Origin of the sequence: Campylobacter concisus, assembly GCF_002165815.1 — a bacterium.
GTDB classification, from domain to species: Bacteria; Campylobacterota; Campylobacteria; order Campylobacterales; family Campylobacteraceae; genus Campylobacter_A; species Campylobacter_A concisus_BH.
Genome location: NZ_NDYN01000005.1, coordinates 200,641 through 220,308 on the forward strand (window position 1 = coordinate 200,641; position 19,668 = coordinate 220,308).

General features: G+C 38.7%; 19 protein-coding genes and 3 tRNA genes. 8 read left to right on the top strand and 14 right to left on the bottom strand.

Features of this window, described 5'->3' with window-relative positions:
* Positions 1 to 16: 16 nt before the first annotated feature.
* Positions 17 to 739, top strand: coding sequence for a plasminogen-binding N-terminal domain-containing protein (locus B9N65_RS06025; protein WP_002942758.1), 723 nt, complete (start codon positions 17 to 19; stop codon positions 737 to 739).
* 3 nt (positions 740 to 742) lie between these two features.
* A complete protein-coding gene (locus tag B9N65_RS06030; RefSeq protein WP_087583200.1) occupies positions 743 to 1,564 on the top strand; it encodes a YihY family inner membrane protein in 822 nt (273 codons plus the stop codon).
* A 75-nt stretch (positions 1,565 to 1,639) separates the two neighbouring features.
* Here B9N65_RS06030 and B9N65_RS06035 read toward each other — a convergent pair whose 3' ends face one another.
* The 10 genes from B9N65_RS06035 to B9N65_RS06080 form a co-directional block, all read right to left on the bottom strand.
* Positions 1,640 to 2,665: a hypothetical protein gene (locus B9N65_RS06035; protein ID WP_087583201.1), complete on the bottom strand. Its 1,026-nt coding sequence runs from the start codon at positions 2,663 to 2,665 to the stop codon at positions 1,640 to 1,642.
* Positions 2,652 to 3,368: a metallophosphoesterase gene (locus B9N65_RS06040; protein WP_087583202.1), complete on the bottom strand. Its 717-nt coding sequence runs from the start codon at positions 3,366 to 3,368 to the stop codon at positions 2,652 to 2,654. The genes B9N65_RS06035 and B9N65_RS06040 overlap by 14 nt, the downstream gene beginning before the upstream one ends.
* A 126-nt stretch (positions 3,369 to 3,494) precedes the next feature.
* Positions 3,495 to 4,970: an aldehyde dehydrogenase family protein gene (locus tag B9N65_RS06045; protein ID WP_087583203.1), complete on the bottom strand. Its 1,476-nt coding sequence runs from the start codon at positions 4,968 to 4,970 to the stop codon at positions 3,495 to 3,497.
* A gap of 126 nt (positions 4,971 to 5,096) precedes the next feature.
* Positions 5,097 to 6,266 (bottom strand): sensor histidine kinase, encoded by a 1,170-nt coding sequence (locus B9N65_RS06050; protein ID WP_087583204.1) that lies wholly within the window; start codon positions 6,264 to 6,266, stop codon positions 5,097 to 5,099.
* Positions 6,259 to 6,921: a response regulator transcription factor gene (locus B9N65_RS06055; protein WP_002940533.1), complete on the bottom strand. Its 663-nt coding sequence runs from the start codon at positions 6,919 to 6,921 to the stop codon at positions 6,259 to 6,261. Before B9N65_RS06055 ends, B9N65_RS06050 begins: the two co-directional genes overlap by 8 nt.
* A gap of 9 nt (positions 6,922 to 6,930) precedes the next feature.
* On the bottom strand, positions 6,931 to 7,257 hold the full coding sequence (locus B9N65_RS06060; RefSeq protein WP_021085558.1) for a hypothetical protein: 327 nt from the start codon (positions 7,255 to 7,257) through the stop codon (positions 6,931 to 6,933).
* A gap of 63 nt (positions 7,258 to 7,320) precedes the next feature.
* Entirely contained in the window at positions 7,321 to 8,226 is a 906-nt protein-coding gene (locus B9N65_RS06065) for an AEC family transporter (RefSeq protein ID WP_021093175.1), read from the bottom strand.
* Between the two features lie 244 nt (positions 8,227 to 8,470).
* Positions 8,471 to 8,557 (bottom strand) — tRNA-Leu (locus tag B9N65_RS06070).
* Positions 8,558 to 8,629: 72 nt separating this feature from the next.
* Positions 8,630 to 8,932, bottom strand: coding sequence for an HU family DNA-binding protein (locus B9N65_RS06075; protein WP_087583205.1), 303 nt, complete (start codon positions 8,930 to 8,932; stop codon positions 8,630 to 8,632).
* A 124-nt stretch (positions 8,933 to 9,056) separates the two neighbouring features.
* Complete coding sequence (locus tag B9N65_RS06080; RefSeq protein WP_087583206.1) at positions 9,057 to 9,803, bottom strand: YaaA family protein; 747 nt, start codon at positions 9,801 to 9,803, stop codon at positions 9,057 to 9,059.
* Positions 9,804 to 9,948: 145 nt separating this feature from the next.
* On the opposite strand from B9N65_RS06080, the gene B9N65_RS06085 reads away from it, so the two are divergent.
* From B9N65_RS06085 to B9N65_RS06105, 5 genes are all read left to right on the top strand, one after another.
* On the top strand, positions 9,949 to 12,264 hold the full coding sequence (locus B9N65_RS06085) for a flagellin N-terminal helical domain-containing protein (protein ID WP_087583207.1): 2,316 nt from the start codon (positions 9,949 to 9,951) through the stop codon (positions 12,262 to 12,264).
* 143 nt (positions 12,265 to 12,407) lie between these two features.
* Positions 12,408 to 14,513, top strand: coding sequence for an FtsK/SpoIIIE family DNA translocase (locus tag B9N65_RS06090; protein ID WP_180385134.1), 2,106 nt, complete (start codon positions 12,408 to 12,410; stop codon positions 14,511 to 14,513).
* Between the two features lie 33 nt (positions 14,514 to 14,546).
* On the top strand, positions 14,547 to 14,783 hold the full coding sequence (locus tag B9N65_RS06095; protein ID WP_087583209.1) for a hypothetical protein: 237 nt from the start codon (positions 14,547 to 14,549) through the stop codon (positions 14,781 to 14,783).
* Positions 14,784 to 14,862: 79 nt separating this feature from the next.
* A complete protein-coding gene (locus tag B9N65_RS06100) occupies positions 14,863 to 15,261 on the top strand; it encodes a hypothetical protein (RefSeq protein WP_087583210.1) in 399 nt (132 codons plus the stop codon).
* Between the two features lie 576 nt (positions 15,262 to 15,837).
* A complete protein-coding gene (locus B9N65_RS06105) occupies positions 15,838 to 16,092 on the top strand; it encodes a site-specific integrase (protein ID WP_223227513.1) in 255 nt (84 codons plus the stop codon).
* 28 nt (positions 16,093 to 16,120) lie between these two features.
* On the opposite strand, the gene B9N65_RS06110 is transcribed toward B9N65_RS06105, so the two are convergent.
* The 4 genes from B9N65_RS06110 to B9N65_RS06125 all read right to left on the bottom strand — a co-directional run bounded on the left by B9N65_RS06110 (position 16,121) and on the right by B9N65_RS06125 (position 17,856).
* Positions 16,121 to 16,195, bottom strand: a tRNA-Met gene (locus B9N65_RS06110).
* Positions 16,196 to 16,222: 27 nt separating this feature from the next.
* Positions 16,223 to 16,297, bottom strand: a tRNA-Gln gene (locus B9N65_RS06115).
* Between the two features lie 194 nt (positions 16,298 to 16,491).
* A complete protein-coding gene (locus B9N65_RS06120; RefSeq protein WP_087581693.1) occupies positions 16,492 to 16,923 on the bottom strand; it encodes a GatB/YqeY domain-containing protein in 432 nt (143 codons plus the stop codon).
* 30 nt (positions 16,924 to 16,953) lie between these two features.
* Entirely contained in the window at positions 16,954 to 17,856 is a 903-nt protein-coding gene (locus B9N65_RS06125; RefSeq protein WP_087583212.1) for a Ppx/GppA phosphatase family protein, read from the bottom strand.
* 130 nt (positions 17,857 to 17,986) lie between these two features.
* Here B9N65_RS06125 and B9N65_RS06130 point away from each other — a divergent pair, with 130 nt between their 5' ends.
* The gene (locus tag B9N65_RS06130) at positions 17,987 to 19,525 is read left to right on the top strand and encodes an inorganic phosphate transporter (protein WP_087583213.1); all 1,539 of its coding nucleotides are present in this window, start codon (positions 17,987 to 17,989) and stop codon (positions 19,523 to 19,525) included.
* The last annotated feature ends 143 nt before the right edge of the window (positions 19,526 to 19,668 follow it).

Genomic DNA, 19,668 nt, shown 5'->3' on the forward strand with positions numbered 1-19,668 from the left:
AACTTAGGAGATATTTTTGAAACGTATAATCGTGATTTTATCGCTGTTTTTTGGCTTTGCTTTTGGGGCTGATTTTTCTTTAAATGAGTATAGAACTCCTCTTATTAGCGTCGAGAGTGACGGCACAGCAACGATAGTTGATAGTCCTGAAATTTTGATCGGATCAAGCGGCGTCGTGCTTCATAAATTTGACACTGATAGCTCTATCATCGCAAGAGTGAGCGTTGTCTCTAAAAATGCCGGCTTTGCGAAAGTTAGATTTGAGGTGTTTGACCTGCTTGAGCAAAAGGCTCTCCCACTCCCTGGCATCGCACCTGCAAGTGGCGATATAGTCGTGCTAAACTACCTTTATAACCGCTCGCTAATCGTCGTGCCAAATAAAGAAATTTATGAAGAGGTTTTGGGCGCATTTCCTAATATGATATTTATTCACCCAGACCTTGTTGGAGCATACTTAAGCTACGAATACAAGCCAAATCCAAGCAGAGACGACTTTAGAAAAATGTGCGCTCAAAGTGCAGCTGGTCTTATCTTTGTCGCGATGGATGGTAGAAGCGTTTTTGCTGATTGCCAAAGCTTTAAGGTGCTAAAAGAGTTTAAAACTGGCGAGGTTGAGTACTACCAGCTGCCATTTTATACAAGGGTTAGTGATATAGACACTGTATTTTGGAAGCTAAATAGCGAGCACATCAACAACTACGATGCTCACTACGAAAAACTTTTTGAAGAAGATAACTGATAAATGAGCCGTTTGTCCTTAAGCAAGAGCGATTTAAAGAGTGGTTTAAATTTGCTAGCTGCTCTTAAGGACAAAGAGCTCTTCCACTACGCAGCAAGCCTTAGTTTTCACACGATCTTATCGATCATACCGATACTTCTCATATCGTTTTCTATCTTTACAAAACTGCCTAGCTTTGAGGATTATTACGCCAAAATTCAAGATTTTGTATTTTCGGCTCTTTTGCCAAGCAACCAAGAGCTCATCTCAAACTACTTGCAAAATTTCCTCCAAAATAGCGGAAATTTAGGCATAGTTGGCTTTGTGGCGATGATATTTACTTCAGCTATGTTTTTTAGCGATTATGAATACGTAGTTTTAAAAGTGACAAGAGCTAGCAGGGCTAGGGGCTTTTGGTCGGCACTTAGCTCGTACTGGACGCTTATCACGCTTGCACCACTCGGACTTGCTGGCAGTTTTTACCTCTCAAGCCTTGTGCAAGAGATGCTAAACTCGACTAAATTTACAAGCTGGATAAATTTTTTAAGCATCGTGCCATATCTCATCATCTGGGTGATATTTTGCGTCACATATCTCATCTCAGTAAATGATGAGATAAAATTTAAAAGCGCGTTTTTTAGCTCGTTTGCCGCCTCGCTTGTTTGGTATCTTGGCAAGTCAGCTTTTGTCTATTACGTCCTTTACAACAAGACCTATCTAAGCGTCTATGGCTCGTTTTCAGCTGTGCTTTTCTTCTTTGTATGGATCTACATCTCGTGGATCATCTTTTTATATGGGCTTAAATTTTGCGCCTTTCTCTCAAATAGCTCTAAATTTAAAGGATAAATTTATTGCCAGCTGGCTATTTGTAAATTTACCAGCCATCAGGATATGCAATATTTTACGTGAAATTTTATGTATTTATCGTTTAAATTCGCAAATTTCTATCTTTATATCAAGCTCTTTACTAAATTTAATAACAGCCTTTTCAAGCTCGTCTTTGTCAAAGCATATAAGATCAACATAAGAGTGTTTAGTACCAGTAGCTGCGCCCATGCTCTCGCAAAAAGTGCTACTTTCTAGCTCATCTTCTATCTTATTTTTACTATCAACACCAAACTGCACATCGCCGCCGTGATACAATACTAAAAAGCAGAAATTTATGCCAAGCTCGTAAGCTTCATTATAGATATCGCTTTTTCCGTCATAGTACTCATTTAGTAGCGAGGTTAGGCTCGTATAGCCTATAAATACATCATCTCTTAGTGCGTCTGAGCGGGGTTCAAGCTCATAAAAGCTAAACTGCTTTAGCGGTTCGCTCGAGGCCTCTTTGCCAAATTTATCATCTATAAGATCGGCAAAGTCGGTAAGCGCGACGCCTTTTTCTCTTGGCTCATCTACGATCTCAAAGTCGCCAAGTGTGTTTATCATCGCTGTCTCGCCAACAACATTGTCGCAAAGTATGAAAGCTAGTGTGTAGGCCTTGTTTTCATCTTCGCTTTTTAGCTTGCTTAAAGTCTTGTTGTATAGGCACATATCCACGCTTTTTTCTTCAAAATTTGCATAGACCATGACCTCATTTGCATCAACACTCACGCCATACATCTGTATAGTGGCTACTTCGCGCGGTGCACGTGGTTTGCCAAGCGTGCAAGTAAGCTTTGTTTCAAACTCTTTTGGCATGCGTGATTTGATAAATTTAAGCCAAAAAAGCCTATATTTCATCCCTTCTGGTGTTAGCACTAGATCGATCTTATTATCAACAAGGCCTATCATAAAAGTTGGATCTACTAAACATAAATTTAGCGCCTCCTCAGTCATTTTACTCGCTGTTTCGTAATTTTTATCCTCTAAATTTTGCTTGATAACGTCTAAATTTTTACCAAGCTCGCTCCAAAATTTATCAACCCTACTAGCAAAGCTAGAACTCTTTTTAGAAAACCACATCTTTATCCTTTTTGTTAAAATTTTCAACATTTCTTTGCGTATAAATTTTCATCGATGGAAATTCTAACGCACTTAGTTTGTCATAACCAACTTCATTAAAAACGCAGCCTGTGTCGATATCTGCGCTATTTTTATAAAATTTTACCTCTCTTACTGGCGTGTGCCCATAGACGTTAAATATGCCCTCTACTTGCATCTCGTCGCCTCTGCCTGAGAGCAGGTGCCTTCTAAACTCTTCACTAGCATATTTATCGTTTCTTAGCTCCCACATATTGCCAACGGCTGAGTGAGAGACGACTAGATGCTCGCCATTTTGGGTTTTATAATCTTTAAATTCCAGATAAACTGGCCTGCTTTCTAAAAAATCCACATGCCTTTGCTTAAATTTCATACTTTGCCCAAAGTATGATCTATATGTAGCCTCGCCGCCATTTCCAAAAAACCAGCTCCTATCAAGCGGCACTTTGTTGTTTAAAAATTCAAGTTGATTGTTAAGTAGCCTTCGCTCGTGATTTCCCATGACCATGTCGTAGCCATTTTGCATGATAAGTTCGACCACGTCGCAGCTAAAAAGGCCCCGATCTATCACGTCGCCAACAAAGCAAATTTGAGATTTTTCTTTGTTTGGAAACTGCTTTATTAGCTCTAAAAGTGTGTTAAAACAGCCGTGAACGTCGCCGATAATGTAAATTTGTTCGCTCAAATTTTCTCCTTTGGCGCAAATTTTAGTCTATTAAGCTTAAAAATAGTGATTGTGATTTGCAGATAGATTTAGAATGAAATTTTATTTATGAAATTTAAAGTAGTAGGGAGCCTAAGCTCCCTAAGATCATTGTGCGTAAAAGCCGCTAACCTTGCCGGTAAGGTCTATCATGATGTTTTTCATCTGAGTGTAGTGCTCAAGTATGATCTTGTGCGTCTCACGGCCGATACCTGAGTTTTTATATCCGCCAAATGGGCTTCCTGCTGGGATTTGATTGTAGGTATTTATCCAGACCCTGCCAGTCTCCATAGACCTTGCCACACGTAGCGCTTTTGTGATGTCTTGCGTGAAAATTCCGCCACCAAGGCCATATTCGCTGTCATTTACCATTTTGATAAGCTCGGCTTCATCTTTAAATTTGATGACAACGCCAACTGGTCCAAAAATTTCTTCCTGAGCCACTCTCATGTCGTTTGTCACATCAACTAGCAGTGTTGGCTCGACAAATGCGCCCTTGTCGCAACCATTTGCAGTGTAGGCTTTGCCACCGACTGCCACTTTTGCACCTTCTTTCTTGCCGATCTCGACGTAGTTTAAGATTTGCTCAGCTTGTTTTTTATTGATCTGAGAGCCCATTTGAGTCTTAGGATCTAGTGGATCGCCAACTTTTATGGTGCTAAATTTCTTAACCGCAGCCTCTATAAATTTGTCATAAAAGCTCTCTTCTACGAAAATTCTAGACCCTGCGCAGCAAACTTGACCTTGGTTAAACAAAATTCCAAGCTGAAGACCGTCAAGCGCCTTGTCTAAATTTGCGTCGCTAAAGAAGATATTTGCGCTCTTGCCACCAAGCTCCAGTGTGGCTGGGATGATACGGCGAGCCGCAGCTATGGCGATATCGCGGCCGATCTCGGTTGATCCGGTAAATGCTAGCTTGTCAAGGCCTGGGTGGTTTTTGATCCACTCGCCGCTCTTGCTACCTCTGCCGGTTACTATGTTTATCAAACCTTTTGGCAAAATTTTATCTATCAGCCTAAATAGCTCAAGCACGCTTAGGCTTGTCTCACTTGAAGGCTTAAACACGCTCGCATCTCCTGCTGCGATCACTGGAGCTAGCTTCCAAGCTGCCATTAGAAATGGAAAATTCCAAGGCACGATCTGACCCACGACGCCTATTGGCTCGCGCAAAACGATAGAGAGTTGCTTCTCGTCAAGCACATTTGCGCTGCCTTCTTCGCCCATGATAACGCCAGCAAAGTACCTAAAATGCTCTGCTGCAAAAGGGATATCGACATTTAGCGTCTCACGGATTGGCTTGCCGTTGTCCATACTTTCAACTTTTGCTAAGTGCTCTTTGTGCTCGTCGATGATATCAGCGATCTTGTTTAGCAGCTTTGCGCGCTCGCTAACTGTGGTGTGTTTAAATTTATTAAAAGCCTCACGTGCAGCACGAACTGCGTCATTTACATCTTCTTCGGTAGCATCAGCGATCTTTGCAAGGTGCTCGCCGTTTGCTGGATTTTTGGCATCAAGTGTAGCGCCGTCTTTTGCGTCACGCCACTCACCATTTATGAAAAGCCCGTATTTTTCAAGTAGTTTCATACTTTTCTCCTTGATTAAGATTTTGTAAAAGGATTATAATATTAATAAAATTTATCAAAAATAAATTTTGGACATAAATTCTCTTTTTTAATAAATTTTATTATTTAGAGTAGGGTGGTTTTAAATTTAACTCTGCCAAGAGAGCAAAAACGTAGTCTCGCCATCAAGCTCGCTTTGACATTTTACGGCGATGCCATTTTTCTTGCAGCACTCTTTGACTAAATTTAGCCCTATACCAAAGCCGCCTTGATCGTCGTTAAATCTCGTGTAGCGATCAAAAATTTTCATCTGCTGCTCTTTGCTTATGCCACGCCCAGTGTTGCTTATGCTAAAGAAATTTGACTCTAAAATGATGCTAACCTTTGAATTTGGCGCTGCATATTTTGAGGCATTGCTTAAGAGGTTGTCTAAAATTTTACTCACATCCTCAAGGTCTGCGTTTATGAAGCTTGGCTTTAGGCTAGCCTCTATCTTAAGTCCGCGTTTGGCAAAAAATGGCGAGAAGTAGCTAAGTCTTTGCGTGGTTAGTAAATTTAGATCGATTAGCTCTTTTTTGCCTGGTTTGTTTAGGTTAAAACTTAGATGAACGAGCGCGTCATAGATGCTGCCTAGGCTCTTTGCAGCAAGGCTGATGTTATTAAAACGCTTTAAATTTCGCTCATTTAGGCTTGCTAGATCGGCCGTTTCTATGCTCATAGAGATGACGCTTAGAGGCGTGTTTATCTCGTGAGTTGAGTCTTTTATGAAGTGATTTAGCGTATCTATCTTTTCATAAAGCGGTCTTAGGCTTAGTTTTGCTAGATAAAAGGCGACAAAGAGCAGGGCAAAGAGGAAAAATGCAGCCTTTAGTGTGGTCGAAATTTGCAAGGATAAAATTTCGCCGTTGATATTTTTGCCAACTAGAAAGATGTCTGCGCGTGCGAGCTCGTCTGTGGCGTTGTCCTCCATATACTGGATCTTTTCAAAGATCGCTACCTTGCCGTCTATCAAATTTACATTTTTGCCTTTGTTGATATTTTTGCACTCAAAATCTTTATAAATTTTCTCACCATTCTCCAGCACGATACAAGCATGTACGCCCTTTTCGTTTGTGAGGCTTGAGACCGAGTCTAGGCCATTCATCCTGGCTTTCATATATATGCCCATCTTGATCTCTTTTAGGCTTTTTACCTCGTTTAAGATGAGTGCTTCTTTTTTATTTTGGTAGTCGTGTATAAAAAAATAGCTCAAAAATAGCACGGAGCTAACAAGATAGAGGGATAAAATTTTAAATAAAATTTGCGTCTTTTCAGACATAGATGTAGCCGTCTCCACGCTTGTTTAAAATGGCATCTTTGCCTAAAATTTGGCGTAAATTTTTGATATATACACGAAGGCTAAGCTCGCTTGGCTCCTCGTCAAATTTCCAAATTTTATTAAAAATTTCATCTTTGGTTAAAATTTTGCCCTTGTTTTGCAAAAATAGGGCGAGCAGGTCGCTCTCTTTGCTCGAGATATTTACATTTTCGCCGTTTTTACTTAGAGTTTTGCTCTGTGGGTGAAAGCAAAGATCATCTAAAATTTTGATATCTTCGCCGTTTTGGTGTGAGAAATTTCTTTTTATGAGAGCTTGCATGCGGATAAGTAGCTCTTTTAGCTCAAATGGCTTTTTTAGATAGTCATCGCAGCCGCTTTTGTAGCCTTTTTCAAGGTCGTCTATGGTGTTTAGCGAGGTGGTAAATATGCTAGGTGTTGTGACGCCAAGCTCACGTAGCGATGAAAGTAGGGAGAAGCCGTCGCCTTGCGGGAGTTTGACGTCTAGTATAAGTAGGTCAAAATTTCGCTCGTATGCAAGATCTAGTGCGTCTTTGGCATTGTTTGTAGTGGTGACATCGTAACCATTTTCGCCCAGATACTCGCTTATTAGATCAAGTAATGTTTCATCATCTTCAACAAGCAAAATTCTGACCATCAAGTGCCTTTACATGCCTTTTTTCATTTCGTCTTTCATGCCCATGTCGTCTTTTTTCATACCCATGTCATCTTTTTTCATTTCGTCTTTCATACCCATGTCGTCTTTTTTCATACCCATGTCGTCTTTTTTCATTTCGTCTTTCATGCCCATGTCTTCTTTTTTAGCTTCGTGTTTTTTGACAGGATGTTTTTTAGACATATCATCTTTCATCATCTGCTCTTTCTTCATCATCTCATCTTTGCCCATCTTGTCCTTTTGCATCATTTCAGTAGCATTTGCAAGACCGCCAAACATAAACATAGCACCAAGTGCAACTAAGATTAACTTTTTCATAAAGTCTCCTTTAAATTAAATTATGTTGCAATTGTAGTCACTTAGTGTGAAATAAGTGTGAATTTACGCAAATACAAAATAGATAACTGGAAGCGTGATAAATGAAAAAAGCACGCCAATAGCAACTGATGAGATGGCTAGTGAGCTATCAAGTCCAGCTTTTATGACCATCGCACTTGCAAGAGCTGATGTTGGCATCGCACATTGAAAGAGACCAACGACCCAAGTTTTGCTCATCTGGATGCCTGAGACTTTTAATATGATGAAAAATACGATAGCTGGCAATATCATCTTACACAAAAGCACGACGCTAACGCCTTTATATGAGCTTGTGATACTGCTAAAGTTAAGACCAACGCCGATCGCAAAAAGTGCCACTGGGGTGACGCTACCTTCAAACATCCTAAGTGGCGCAAAGATAAAATCTGGAAGCGGGACTTCTTTTAAGACAAGACCCATAATGAGCGCGATAAATGGTGGAAATTTTAAAATTTTCATCGTATTTTGAAAGAGCGAGACCTTCTCAGGTGCGGCAAAAGATAGGATGAGTGGTCCAAGGATCGAAAGTGGGATACCAGTGGCTATTTGATCGTAAAAGATGACCTCATTTACCATCGCATCGCCAAAGAAGCCCTGAATGACAGGCATACCGACAAATAGTGTGTTACCAAAAAGGCTTAGCATGACCATACTGACGGTTGTTATTTTGGTAAATTTAAAAACCCTGCCTATGACAAATGCCAAAGCGGCGCTAATGGCGGTTGAGGCAAAGCCGATTAAGATCGTGTTTATAAGCGAGGCATCGACATTTACGTGGTAAATTTTGTCGAAAATTAGCGCAGGCATTGCAAAACAAAGGACAAAATCCACAAATGGGATCGAGTGCTTTTGCTCAACAATGCCGACTTTTTTAGCAAAAAAACCAGTTGCGATTATGAAAAATATTGCAAAAAGTGGTGTAAAATTCATAGCAGTCTCTTTTAAGTTTGGAATTTACAAAGAATTGATTATATGCCCCAAAAGATTAAATTACAATAAACTTTTTCAAAAATTTATTGCCTGCTTTGTGTTAAAAAGAGCTTTTTACACAAATTCATCTTTTTTGTCTTTTAATTTGAAGTAACTTACACTATAAAATTTATATTTGCATCTATTCTAAATTTGTTCGTACTTTTTGAACTTAAAACTTGATGTAGTTGAAAGAAAAATTTAATGGTGCCCGAGGTCGGACTCGAACCGACACAAGGTTGCCCTTACCAGATTTTGAGTCTGGCGCGTCTACCAGTTTCACCACTCGGGCTAAATTAAAATTGAAATTTTAGATTTGTGAGCAGAAAGAAAAAAGGGGAGACTTGCTCCCCGAAAAAGAAAATTATTTCTTTTTGCCTTTTTTAGCAGCGCCAGCAGCAACTGCTTCTTTAAGTTTTTTGCCAACTTTGAATTTGACTGCTTTGCTAGCAGGAACGTCGATTACTTTTTTAGTTCCTGGAACTCTAGCTTTCCTTGCAGCTCTGTCAGCAGTACTGAAAGTACCAAAGCCGATAAAGCTAATTGTATCGCCTTTTTCAAGAACCGCTTGGATTGTCTCCAAAGTAGCATCAACAACTTTTAGAGTATCTTTTTTTGAAAGACCAGCCTTGTCGGCAACAGCTTGAATAAATTCAGCTTTTTTCATGAACCATCCTTTTAAGAAGTTATGCGGCAATTCTACACTCTTTTAAAAAAAATTACAATACTTTTCCCCTAAATTTAGCTCTTTTTTTGCATTTTTTTAGTAAAAAAGACCAAATTTTAAACTCTCACTCGCAAATTTCAAACGTAAGTTCGTTTTTTAGCCCTATATTTTTCATATCCACGAGCTTTAAATTTTCAAAATTTAGAGCCATTAGCTCATCTTTATTTTTTACTTCAGCCGCTGCGATCTGGCGCAAAACCTCACCTCTATAAGCTTTTGTATGGTGGCTTAATATCTTTTTATTTTTTAAAAAGCAAAATGTCGTGTACTCTTTTTTGATCTCATAAAATTTTTCATAAAATTTAGCCCTAAGATCCAAAATTTCATCATTTTCTAAAAACTGATCAACCGTTTTGCTGAAATTTTGCTCATAAAATTTAGAAATTTCAAAGCCAGCTAGCTTTTCGCCTTGCTTTAGTTTGTATTCAAATATCTCATCTTTTGCCAAAATAGGCCCAAGTAAATTTGAAAAGATTAAAACATTATTATCTATATATTTTTGAGCGTCATCGCTTAGTCCGCGGTAGTTTAGGTGCTTATACGCCACTCCGTCATATCTTAAGATGGCCTTTATCGCGCCTTGTTCGAAAAGACTAGTTCTTAGCTCTTTGCTATCAACAAGTTGTTTTAGTCCAAAAAGCTTCTTTATCTCGTCTAAATTTGCGCTTTTTAAAAAGTCATCATATCTATTTAAAATTTCAGCCCTTTTGCTAAAAAGCTCAGGGAAGATCAAATTTTTACCATCAAATTTATCGCTCGTGTTTAGAGAAATTTTACTCTCGCTTGGCGAGAAGAGAATTTTTAATGCCATTTTCTTACCTATTTTATATGTGTAAATTTTGGCAGATTATACAATAAAACTTTTTTGCTCTAAAAAAAATCAAATTTTCACCGATATGGTAAGAAGCGGAATCAAATTTGCTTAAACAAAAATGATCAAAATTTAGGGAAAAATTATGAGAATAACAAATCAACTACGCTTTAATCAGACATTGCATGACTATCAAAGAAATATGGCTGGCGTAAACAAAAGCTATATGCAACTCTCAAATGGCTTGAAAATTCAAGACCCATATGACGGAGCCGCGGTTTATAACGATGCGATGAGGCTTGATTATGAAGCGACCACTCTCACTCAAGTGGCAGACGCTACTGGTAAGTCAGTAAATTTTGCAAAAAACACGGACAATGCGCTAAAAGAATTTGAAAAACAGCTTGAAAATTTTAAAACAAAAGTCGTTCAAGCAGCCAGCGACGTGCATAGCACAACGTCTCTTGAAGCTTTGGCAAACGACCTTCAGGGCATCAAAAACCACCTTGTAAATATCGCAAATACCTCTATAAATGGGCAGTTTTTATTCTCAGGAAGTGCTGTGGATACTAAGCCGATCGATGGCTCAGGTAAATATCAAGGCAACCGCGACTATATGAAAACCTCAGCTGGCGCGCAGGTTGAGCTACCTTACAACATCCCGGGATTTGATCTATTTTTAGGAAAAGATGGTGACTACAACAAAATTTTAACAACAAATGTGATGCTAGCTGATCAAACTAGAACCGACATCTCCTATGCGCCAAAATATCTTGACGAAAATAGCAAGATAAAAAATATGATCGGTTTAAACTACGCTAGCGACTCAGTTGTTGGCAGTGACGGCTCTTATAAAGGCACGATCGAGCCAGATTTCGACTTTTTGGATACTTCAAATGTAAATTTCCCTGACACATACTTTTTTATGCAGGGCAAAAAGCCAGACGGCACGACATTTACAAGTAAATTTAAGATGAGTTCCGATACATCAATGGCTGGTTTGATGGAGAAGATCGGTATGGAATTTGGCAACACAAAGACGACAAAAGTTGTCGATGTGAGCATAAATAACGACGGACAATTTAATATAAAAGACCTCACAAAAGGCAATCAAACGATAGACTTTCACATGGTTGCAGCTACTTCTGTGGCAGCAAATCGTGGTGCGATAGCTCCAAATAATACACTTGATACGATAAATTCGCTACAAACGCTTGAAAATATGGCAAATGCTGTGCCAAAAACGGTTCATATAACTGAATTTACAAAGAGCAAATATCTTGATAAAGATGGAAATTTAACAAACGCATTTGACTACGACAAGGTTAGATTTGAGCGAAAGGATAATGAGCTAATCGCAAATTTACCACAAGTTGCTAGAAGAACAGGCGAGTTTGCAACCGATCAGACCAAGCTAAGCGAGGTCTCTGGTACAAAAGAGAGTTACAATAGAAATTTATATCCAAAAGATGTTGATGCAAGAAAGAGAGAGCTTTTTAATATTGACGGTCAAGAGATAGGCCTGCAGGTAAAGTCGATCACTGGCACAATGTATGACATCAAAGTAAAAATGGGCGAAGCAGGTGGCGTAAATACCCCAGTGCAGTTTCAGATAACTTCAACAACGACTGCTGGCGTGGTATCTCCAACTAGAAATTTGACCGTCTATAACTCAGATGAATTTGGCAGTTACAGAACCTATGCAAGTGACTTTACATATCGTCAGTTAATGGATATCGTAGCAATGGCAGCAAGCGATAATATCCCTGATCCTCAAAACGTAGAAAATGCAAATTTTGATACAGATATCGAAAAGGTAAGAAGAGATCAAAACTACAACGCCTATAAAGAGGCTTTATCAAAGACTAAAGGTGCAGTAGAGGTAAATCTAGACGATAAGGGCAGGATGGTGCTAACTGACAAGACAAAATCTGTCACAAATATAGAGCTTACTATGTATGATGCGAAAAATGGAGATATATTTGACGGAGATAGCACTGGCATGAACACCGCTGGTGCTGCAAGTCATCCTCAAGGCAAGGGCTCTGTTTTTAGCTTTAACGAAAACAATGCTTTAACTATCGATGAGCCAAGCACAAGCGTCTTTCAAGACCTTGATGATATGATATTTGCCGTTAGAAATGGCTACTATAGAGCAGACGCTAACAATCACGACCCACGAAATACAGGCATGCAAGGCGCTTTAAAAAGGCTAGATCACTTGGTAGATCATGCAAATAAAGAGCTTACAAAGATAGGCTCTCAAACAAAGCTTCTAACGGCGACAAATCAGCGTGCAGAGGTAATGAAAGTAAATGTACTGACTGTTAAAAATGACGTCATAGACGCAGACTATGCAGAGTCATATCTTAAATTTATACAGCTTTCACTCTCATATCAAGCGACACTTCAAGCAAGCGCTAAGATAAATCAACTAAGCTTGCTAAACTACCTAAACTAAAATGATAAATCAGCAGGCCTAGCTTGCTGATTTTTTAAAAATTAAACTCAAGCGTGCTATAATAAGCCTTTTTAACAAAAGGATCTAAAATTTTAAGACATATATTATTTACTATTTTTGTTTGTTTTTTTGTATATTTTGGTATCGCTACGGCTGCTCCGACTGCTGATTTTGTAGGCTCACTTGGACAAAGCCTTGGGGCTTTTAATATTAAATATTTTGGACTTATCGCCTATGTTTATCCATTTTTACTCATCGTTCTAGGCTATTTTGTATATAAAAATTTTAAGAAATTTGACTTTGATTTTGCCCAGTTTGTGGTTGGGATTTTTCTATTTTTTATCGCATTTTTGATGTTTCAAGCGCTAACCACATCTGGAGCAAATAGCGGCGTGATAGGTGGTTTTATAGTCTCAGCTCTAAAAGAAGTCATCGGCGCTATCGGCACCGCGGTTGCTATACTTATGATATTTATCATCTCGCTTGGTCTTGCTTTTAGAGAAAATTTTATCATCGTTTTAAGAAAGGCTTTTGTAGATAAAGAGCCAAATAGCTATGAAGAAAAAAGCAGAGGCGTAAAAGAGGTAAGGGCAAGGCAGATACCAAAGATAGAGCGCAAAAAGCCAAAAGCCGAAGAGATAAAAGAAGAAGAGCTTATAGACGCTCAGGTGCTAAATGATGATGAACCAAATTTAGATAGTGAGCCAGAATTTGAACCAGAACCAGAGATGGAGCCGGTACAAGAGGGCAGACCTGCAACTATAAGTGGGGTTGAAATTTTAAATGAAGTGGCTGAAAACAAAAAACTTCTTGATCAGATAGAGCGTGGCAAGGTTGAAAAACCAAAAGACTTTGTCTTGCCACCGCTTAAATTTCTAAACGACCCTCCAAAGCGCTCGCACAATATAAATGAGGCGGAGATCGATCAGCAAATTTCAAATTTACTTGATAAACTGCGTAAATTTAAGATAGATGGCGACGTGGTGCGAACCTACACTGGTCCTATCGTCACGACATTTGAGTTTCGCCCAGCCCCACATATCAAGGTTAGTAAAATTCTTACTTTACAAGATGACCTAGCCATGGCGCTAAAGGCGCAAACGATCCGTATCCAAGCACCTATCCCTGGTAAAGATGTCGTTGGCATCGAAGTGCCAAATCAAAATTTAGAGACGATCTATCTAAAAGAAATTTTAGAAAGCGAAGTCTTTAAAAACGCGAGCAGTCCGCTAACCATGGCTCTTGGCAAAGATATAGTGGGTGCTCCTTTTGTGACTGACCTTAAAAAGCTTCCACATTTGCTGATCGCTGGCACAACAGGATCTGGCAAGAGTGTGGGCATAAACGCTATGCTTTTAAGTTTGCTTTATAGAAATAGCCCACAAACTTTGCGTCTCATGATGATAGATCCAAAGATGCTTGAATTTAGCATATATAACGACATTCCACACCTTTTAACGCCTGTCATCACGGAGGCTAAAAAGGCGATCACAGCGCTTGCAAATATGGTCGCTGAGATGGAGCGAAGATACAAGATAATGAGTCAAACTCGCACAAAAAACATTGAGAGCTACAACGAAAAGATGAAGAGTGAAGGTGGCGAGCAGTTTCCATACATCGTCGTGATCATCGACGAGCTGGCCGATCTTATGATGACTAGCGGCAAGGACGTGGAGCTTTATATAGGCCGTCTAGCGCAGATGGCAAGGGCTAGCGGTATACACTTGATAGTAGCGACCCAGCGCCCAAGTGTCGATGTAGTAACTGGCCTTATAAAGGCAAATTTACCAAGCAGGATAAGCTATAGAGTAGGGCAGAGGATCGATAGTAAGGTCATCCTTGATCAAATGGGAGCTGAGAGCCTGCTAGGGCGAGGAGATATGCTATTTACGCCTCCTGGAAGCCCTGGTGTGATCAGGCTTCATGCGCCATTTGCTAGCGAAAAAGAGATCGAAACGATCGTAAATTTCTTAAAAGAGCAACAAGATGTGATCTATGATGAGAAATTTCTAGCAGAGGAGGGCTCTAGCGCAGGCTCGGCTGCTGGCGCATTAGGCGAAGATGAACTGGATGAGCTTTATGAGGAGGCAAAAGAGATCATCTTAAGCGAGCAAAAAACCTCGATCAGCTACTTACAAAGACGCTTAAAAATAGGCTACAACAAAGCTGCAAATATAATAGAACAAATGGAAAAAATGGGCGTTTTAAGTCCTGTAAACGCAAAAGGTCAGAGGGATATTTTGGTCTGAATTTATAAGCAATGTAAAGATAAAGGAATAAAAATGTTTAAATTTGGAGTTCTCGTTTGTATTCCTTTTTTAATGCTAAATTTTACCTTTGCTCAAGATATTAGTACGAGTAATATAGAGAAAAACTCAACATCTATGCTAAAAACTCTAAAGCAGATGAACATACCTTTTTCTGGTGATGAGTATGAGATAGAGAATTTATCCAAGCTAGATTATAAGATGCTAGCGGCTGTAAAAGCATCATTACCAAAACAAACTACACTATTATGATGCCATCAAGGGTGATCTAAATAAAGATGACATAGAGGATGTAGTTGTAGTAACTCAAGAAACATTTAAGGAAAAATTTATGCCGTTTAGCGATGGTTGCGATGAGAGCACCAAAGACGATAAATGGTGTCAAATAGTAAATAAAAATCGTCGTGGTATCGTGATCTTGCTCTCAAATGGCGACAAATATGAGGCTGTAGTAACTAAGAGAGATATATTTGAGAGCCCAAATGAAGATGGTGGAGCTTATTTTCCACCAGAGCTTGCAGTAGAGATAAAAAATAGCGAACTAAAATTTTTCTATAGTTATGGCAAGTACGGATACTGGGAGTATGTTTTTGCATTAGATGGAAAAGATTTCAAACTTGTAAGGTATTTTAGTAGTGTTAATAATGGTCCTAAACCAGAGCATATAGTGAAAATGGACTTTATAAATCATAGGCTAGAGAAAAGTGCAAATTTGATACCAGGGCAATAAAGAGTATAAGAGATACGAAGAGTGTATAGAAAAGTATAAATCTTTAAATGAGGCACAAGAAGAGGATGATTATGATGGATCGTTTATTAGAAAAACTTACGAGTTAAAAACACAAAAAATTCTACTCTCAGAAGTTAAAAAGGTTGATTATATAGATGGTCGTTGGCTGGATGATTTGCAAAATTCAAAGGAATTAGGAAAAATTTTGAAGATTGATTTTTGGAGTGAATATCCGGGTGATAGTGAAGATGAACTTGCTAGATGTGTCGCGGATAAGATATAAAAAGCCTTGTGTTAATTTAAATTTATCTACTAAATTTGATGGTTAATAAAATTTTACAAATTAAAATTATCGTTAAAAATTTTAAAATGAAATTTTGAAATAGCTAAAAATATAATCAAAAATATTTAAACTCTTTAGAGTAAAAATAGTGGCGCGCCTCATGTATACGCTATTTAATGCCTTAATGAGCTTTATTATAACTGCAAAAAGTAATGCCTCACTGCTGAAATAAATTTGATGCCTTAAATTAACTTTATTATAGATACAAAGACTTACCTCTATATAAGTGTCCTATAACTCACCTAAATCACGATACAGCAAATCGTATGTGGTGGGCTGTGAGAAACCATCTTGGATATTTAGGGACTAGCAACACTCACGGACTTTACGTATTACGCCATACGGTGGCTTCTAGGTTAGTGAGTTTGAAGGGATTTAACGCTCATAAACTGATGGCTTTTATGGGTCACACAGATATTAAAAGTAGCCTGCATTACGTCCATCTAAATGTTGATGATATACGTGATGGTATGGGAGTTGGTGTTTAGTTAAAAAGTGGTAAAAGTCCTTGGTATTTGGTTGCGGAGGACGGATTTGAACCGCCGACCTTCGGGTTATGAGCCCGACGAGCTACCACTGCTCTACTCCGCGATAAGAGTTGTTTGGGATTTTTAAAAGTGGATGGGGTAAGAGGATTCGAACCTCTGAATGACTGGACCAAAACCAGTTGCCTTACCGCTTGGCGATACCCCAATGTTTTTAAGAGTTGTAATTATATAGACTTTAATGCCATTTGTCAAGGTTTTTTAAAAAAATATGTAAATTTATTTTACTTTTTCAAAGTAGCTTTTTAAAAATTTAAAAATAAATAAAATACTTTTATAGCGTATAAAATTTAACTATAACTTTTAAAACCCATGCGAAAATTTACATGGGTTTATCTAGTTTTATGCCAAAAGTTCTTTTGCGATCATGCTTATGCGTTTTGCTTCAGCGCTCGCTCCGATCTCGTCTTTTGCCATTTTCATCACAGCGCCTAAATTTTTACCAACCTTTTCAATTATACTTTTTATCTTATCTTTTAACTCGTCATCATTTAGCTGAGCTGGCAGATATGCCTTGATCAGCTCGATCTCGCTTTGCTCTTTTTTGGCTAGATCCTCTCTTGCTCCCTTTAGATAGAGCTCAACCGAGTCAGCTCTCTTTTTGATCTCTTTTTGAAGTAGCGGAAGCACGACCTCATCGGTCATCTCGATCCTTTGATCGACTTCGACCTGCTTAAGCGCCGCATTTAGCGTCCTTAAGGTGTCTCTTTTAAACTCATCTTTTGCTTTCATAGCCTCTTTTATGTCGGCCAAAATTTGCTCTCTTATGCTCATTTTATCTCCTTTAAATTTTTGAAATCATAACTAAAATTTTGTGATAATTTCTTGAAATATGCCTTTTAAATAAGCCGCTCCAACGCCCTCTCTAAGCCCATCGTCTATTACTATAAATTTCGCTTCTTGCCCGCTTAAAAGCTCTTTTAAAAGCAGCGTTCCAGCGATGAGCGGATACTTTCTGCTTCTTCCAACCGCCAGGTCAGCGCTTTTGTCATCCATCTTTAAAAGCTCATTTACAAACCAAGTAAGATCATCATTTTTAAGCTCATATCCACTCACTTTTTTGGGATCGTAGCTTTCGTAGTTTAGCCCAAGCTTTAGCGCTGCGATAGTGGTCGGCACGCCAGAAGTTAGCACGATAAGTCTATTGTTAAGACTTGTTAAAAATTCCCTTGCCTCTTTTGTATAAATTTTTGCATTTTCTTGCATCAGATCAAGCGCTTTAAACCTCTCGTAAAAGGTGATGATGCCAAATTTAAAGCTTATAAATTTGCCATCGTCGCCTATCTCTGAGCTTGCACCGCCGATGTCGATGATGCTAAATTTATCATTTATGCCAAGCTTTCTTAAAGCATTTTGCACGCCTAAAAATGTAAGTTTTGCTTCAGATTGCCCGTCAATGATATGAAAATTTATGCCAAATTTCTCTCTTATCTCACTAAAAATTTCTTCGCTATTTGATGCTGCTCTAAAAGCTTCAGTTGCGACTGCCACACATTTAAATTTAGCAAAGTCAAATTTGCTTTTAGCCTCCACTATCGCTTCAAAAAGCCTATTTTTAGCCTCCAAACCTATCTTGCCACTTTCGTTTAAGCCCCTTGCAGCTCCAACTATTTTTTCATAAATTTGCTCGTTGCTAAAGCCATTTTGCACCTTTTTTATAAGCGCCACGCGAAAGGTGTTTGAGCCAAGATCGATCGCTATAACCAAAATTTATCCTTAATATTTTTGCCAAATTCTAACATATGATAATTTAGTATCATTTAAAGTGAGAAAATTCTAAAAACTTTAATAATTTTCAAGATATAATTTTGCCAAAAACTCTTACAAGGGGGCTTGATTGCTTCGAGATAACTTCTTGGCGTTAGTTATTTTTGCGATTTGCAGCGTTGGATTTTTCGTTTGGGGCTATCAATACATCCCGACAAATAACTACTTTTTATTCTTGATCGCTGGTATGTTTGGTCTTTTTATGGCGTTTAATATCGGCGGAAATGACGTTGCAAACAGCTTTGGCACAAGCGTTGGCGCAAAAACACTCACACTAAAACAAGCTCTTGTAATCGCAGCCATTTTTGAGCTTAGCGGCGCGATATTTGCAGGATCTGAGGTTACAAATACGATTAGAAACGAGATCGTGAAATTTCCAAGCGACATAAACCCGATGAAATTTGTAATCATTATGATCTCAGCCCTCCTAAGCTCAGGTCTTTGGCTATTTTATGCGTCCAAAAAAGGTCTGCCAGTCTCGACAACTCACTCGATAGTTGGTGGCATCGTTGGCGCAGGACTTGCCATGGGGTTTATGATAAAAGACCCTGAGCCATTTAATATGGTCTCTTGGGGCGAGATCGGCAGGATCGCCGTTAGCTGGGTCATCTCACCACTGCTTGGTGGCGTGATGTCTTATATCATATTTGGCTACGTAAAGAGCAAAATAATCGAGCCAACGCACGAACTAAAGACAAATTTAAAAGCGCTAAAAGCTGAGAGAAAAGCCTATAAAGAAAGCTTTATAAAAGCGCTCAAAATAAAGCCAGCTGAGGAGCAGATAGCCACTCTTTCAAAGATCGCAGTTATCGATGAGGACGAGATCGAAACCACTGAATATAGCGAATACCGCTCAAAAATTCGCATCATGAAAGATAGCGAAAAAGAGATAGATACTTTTAAAGCTATGAAAAAGCACATCCCTATCATCGCTGGATTTGCCGCAATGGTCATCTCATCAATGATGCTTTTTAAAGGGCTTGAGCATATAAATTTAGCCTTTAGTATCATCCAAACAGTCTGGATCATATTTGTCATCGGAGCTCTAGCGTATCTTGCAAGCCTTGCTATCATAAATGTCATGAGCAAAAACGATAGCGAAAAGAGCATCAATAGAATTTTCTCATGGTTTCAAATTTTTACCGCTTCATCTTTTGCTTTTTCACATGGCGCAAACGACATCGCAAACGCAGTTGGACCATTTGCAGCTGTGCTTGACGTGCTAAAAACTGGCTCTATAAACGAAAGCTCACCGATCCCAAGCATCGCAATGGTAACTTTTGGCATCTCGCTTGTCGTTGGACTTTGGTTTTTAGGCAAAGAGGTGATCACAACTATTGGCTCAAAACTAGCCGAAATTTTACCTACGACTGGCTTTAGCGCGGAGCTTGCCTCAAGTATCGTCATACTTCTAGCTACAAAGCTTGGCATACCAGTTAGCTCGACACATATCCTAATAGGCGCGGTTTTGGGCATTGGTATCGTAAATAAAAATGCAAACTGGAAAATGGTAAGACCTATCATCCTAGCTTGGCTCATCACGCTTCCAGCAGCTGCAATATCATCAGCTATATTTTATTTTGCTCTTGCTAAATTTCTAGGCGTTTAGAAAAACACTTTGCTTGTAAATTTAAAATTTGCAAGCAAATTTCATTTAAACTAAAATTTCTAATTTCTACGGATAAAAACTATCAGAAAAATAAAATTTTACTTACATTATTTAATAGATTAATTTATTAAAGATTAATCAAT

Excerpts from the sequence above, each read along its gene's own strand:
- B9N65_RS06030 (WP_087583200.1), top strand. The coding sequence starts at position 743 with ATGAGCCGTTTGTCCTTAAGCAAGAGCGATTTAAAGAGTGGTTTAAAT.
- B9N65_RS06035 (WP_087583201.1), bottom strand. The coding sequence starts at position 2,665 with ATGTGGTTTTCTAAAAAGAGTTCTAGCTTTGCTAGTAGGGTTGATAAA.
- B9N65_RS06045 (WP_087583203.1), bottom strand. The coding sequence starts at position 4,970 with ATGAAACTACTTGAAAAATACGGGCTTTTCATAAATGGTGAGTGGCGT.
- B9N65_RS06050 (WP_087583204.1), bottom strand. The coding sequence starts at position 6,266 with ATGTCTGAAAAGACGCAAATTTTATTTAAAATTTTATCCCTCTATCTT.
- B9N65_RS06055 (WP_002940533.1), bottom strand. The coding sequence starts at position 6,921 with ATGGTCAGAATTTTGCTTGTTGAAGATGATGAAACATTACTTGATCTA.
- B9N65_RS06060 (WP_021085558.1), bottom strand. The coding sequence starts at position 7,257 with ATGAAAAAGTTAATCTTAGTTGCACTTGGTGCTATGTTTATGTTTGGC.
- B9N65_RS06065 (WP_021093175.1), bottom strand. The coding sequence starts at position 8,226 with ATGAATTTTACACCACTTTTTGCAATATTTTTCATAATCGCAACTGGT.
- B9N65_RS06075 (WP_087583205.1), bottom strand. The coding sequence starts at position 8,932 with ATGAAAAAAGCTGAATTTATTCAAGCTGTTGCCGACAAGGCTGGTCTT.
- B9N65_RS06080 (WP_087583206.1), bottom strand. The coding sequence starts at position 9,803 with ATGGCATTAAAAATTCTCTTCTCGCCAAGCGAGAGTAAAATTTCTCTA.
- B9N65_RS06085 (WP_087583207.1), top strand. The coding sequence starts at position 9,949 with ATGAGAATAACAAATCAACTACGCTTTAATCAGACATTGCATGACTAT.
- B9N65_RS06095 (WP_087583209.1), top strand. The coding sequence starts at position 14,547 with ATGTTTAAATTTGGAGTTCTCGTTTGTATTCCTTTTTTAATGCTAAAT.
- B9N65_RS06100 (WP_087583210.1), top strand. The coding sequence starts at position 14,863 with ATGCCGTTTAGCGATGGTTGCGATGAGAGCACCAAAGACGATAAATGG.
- B9N65_RS06120 (WP_087581693.1), bottom strand. The coding sequence starts at position 16,923 with ATGAGCATAAGAGAGCAAATTTTGGCCGACATAAAAGAGGCTATGAAA.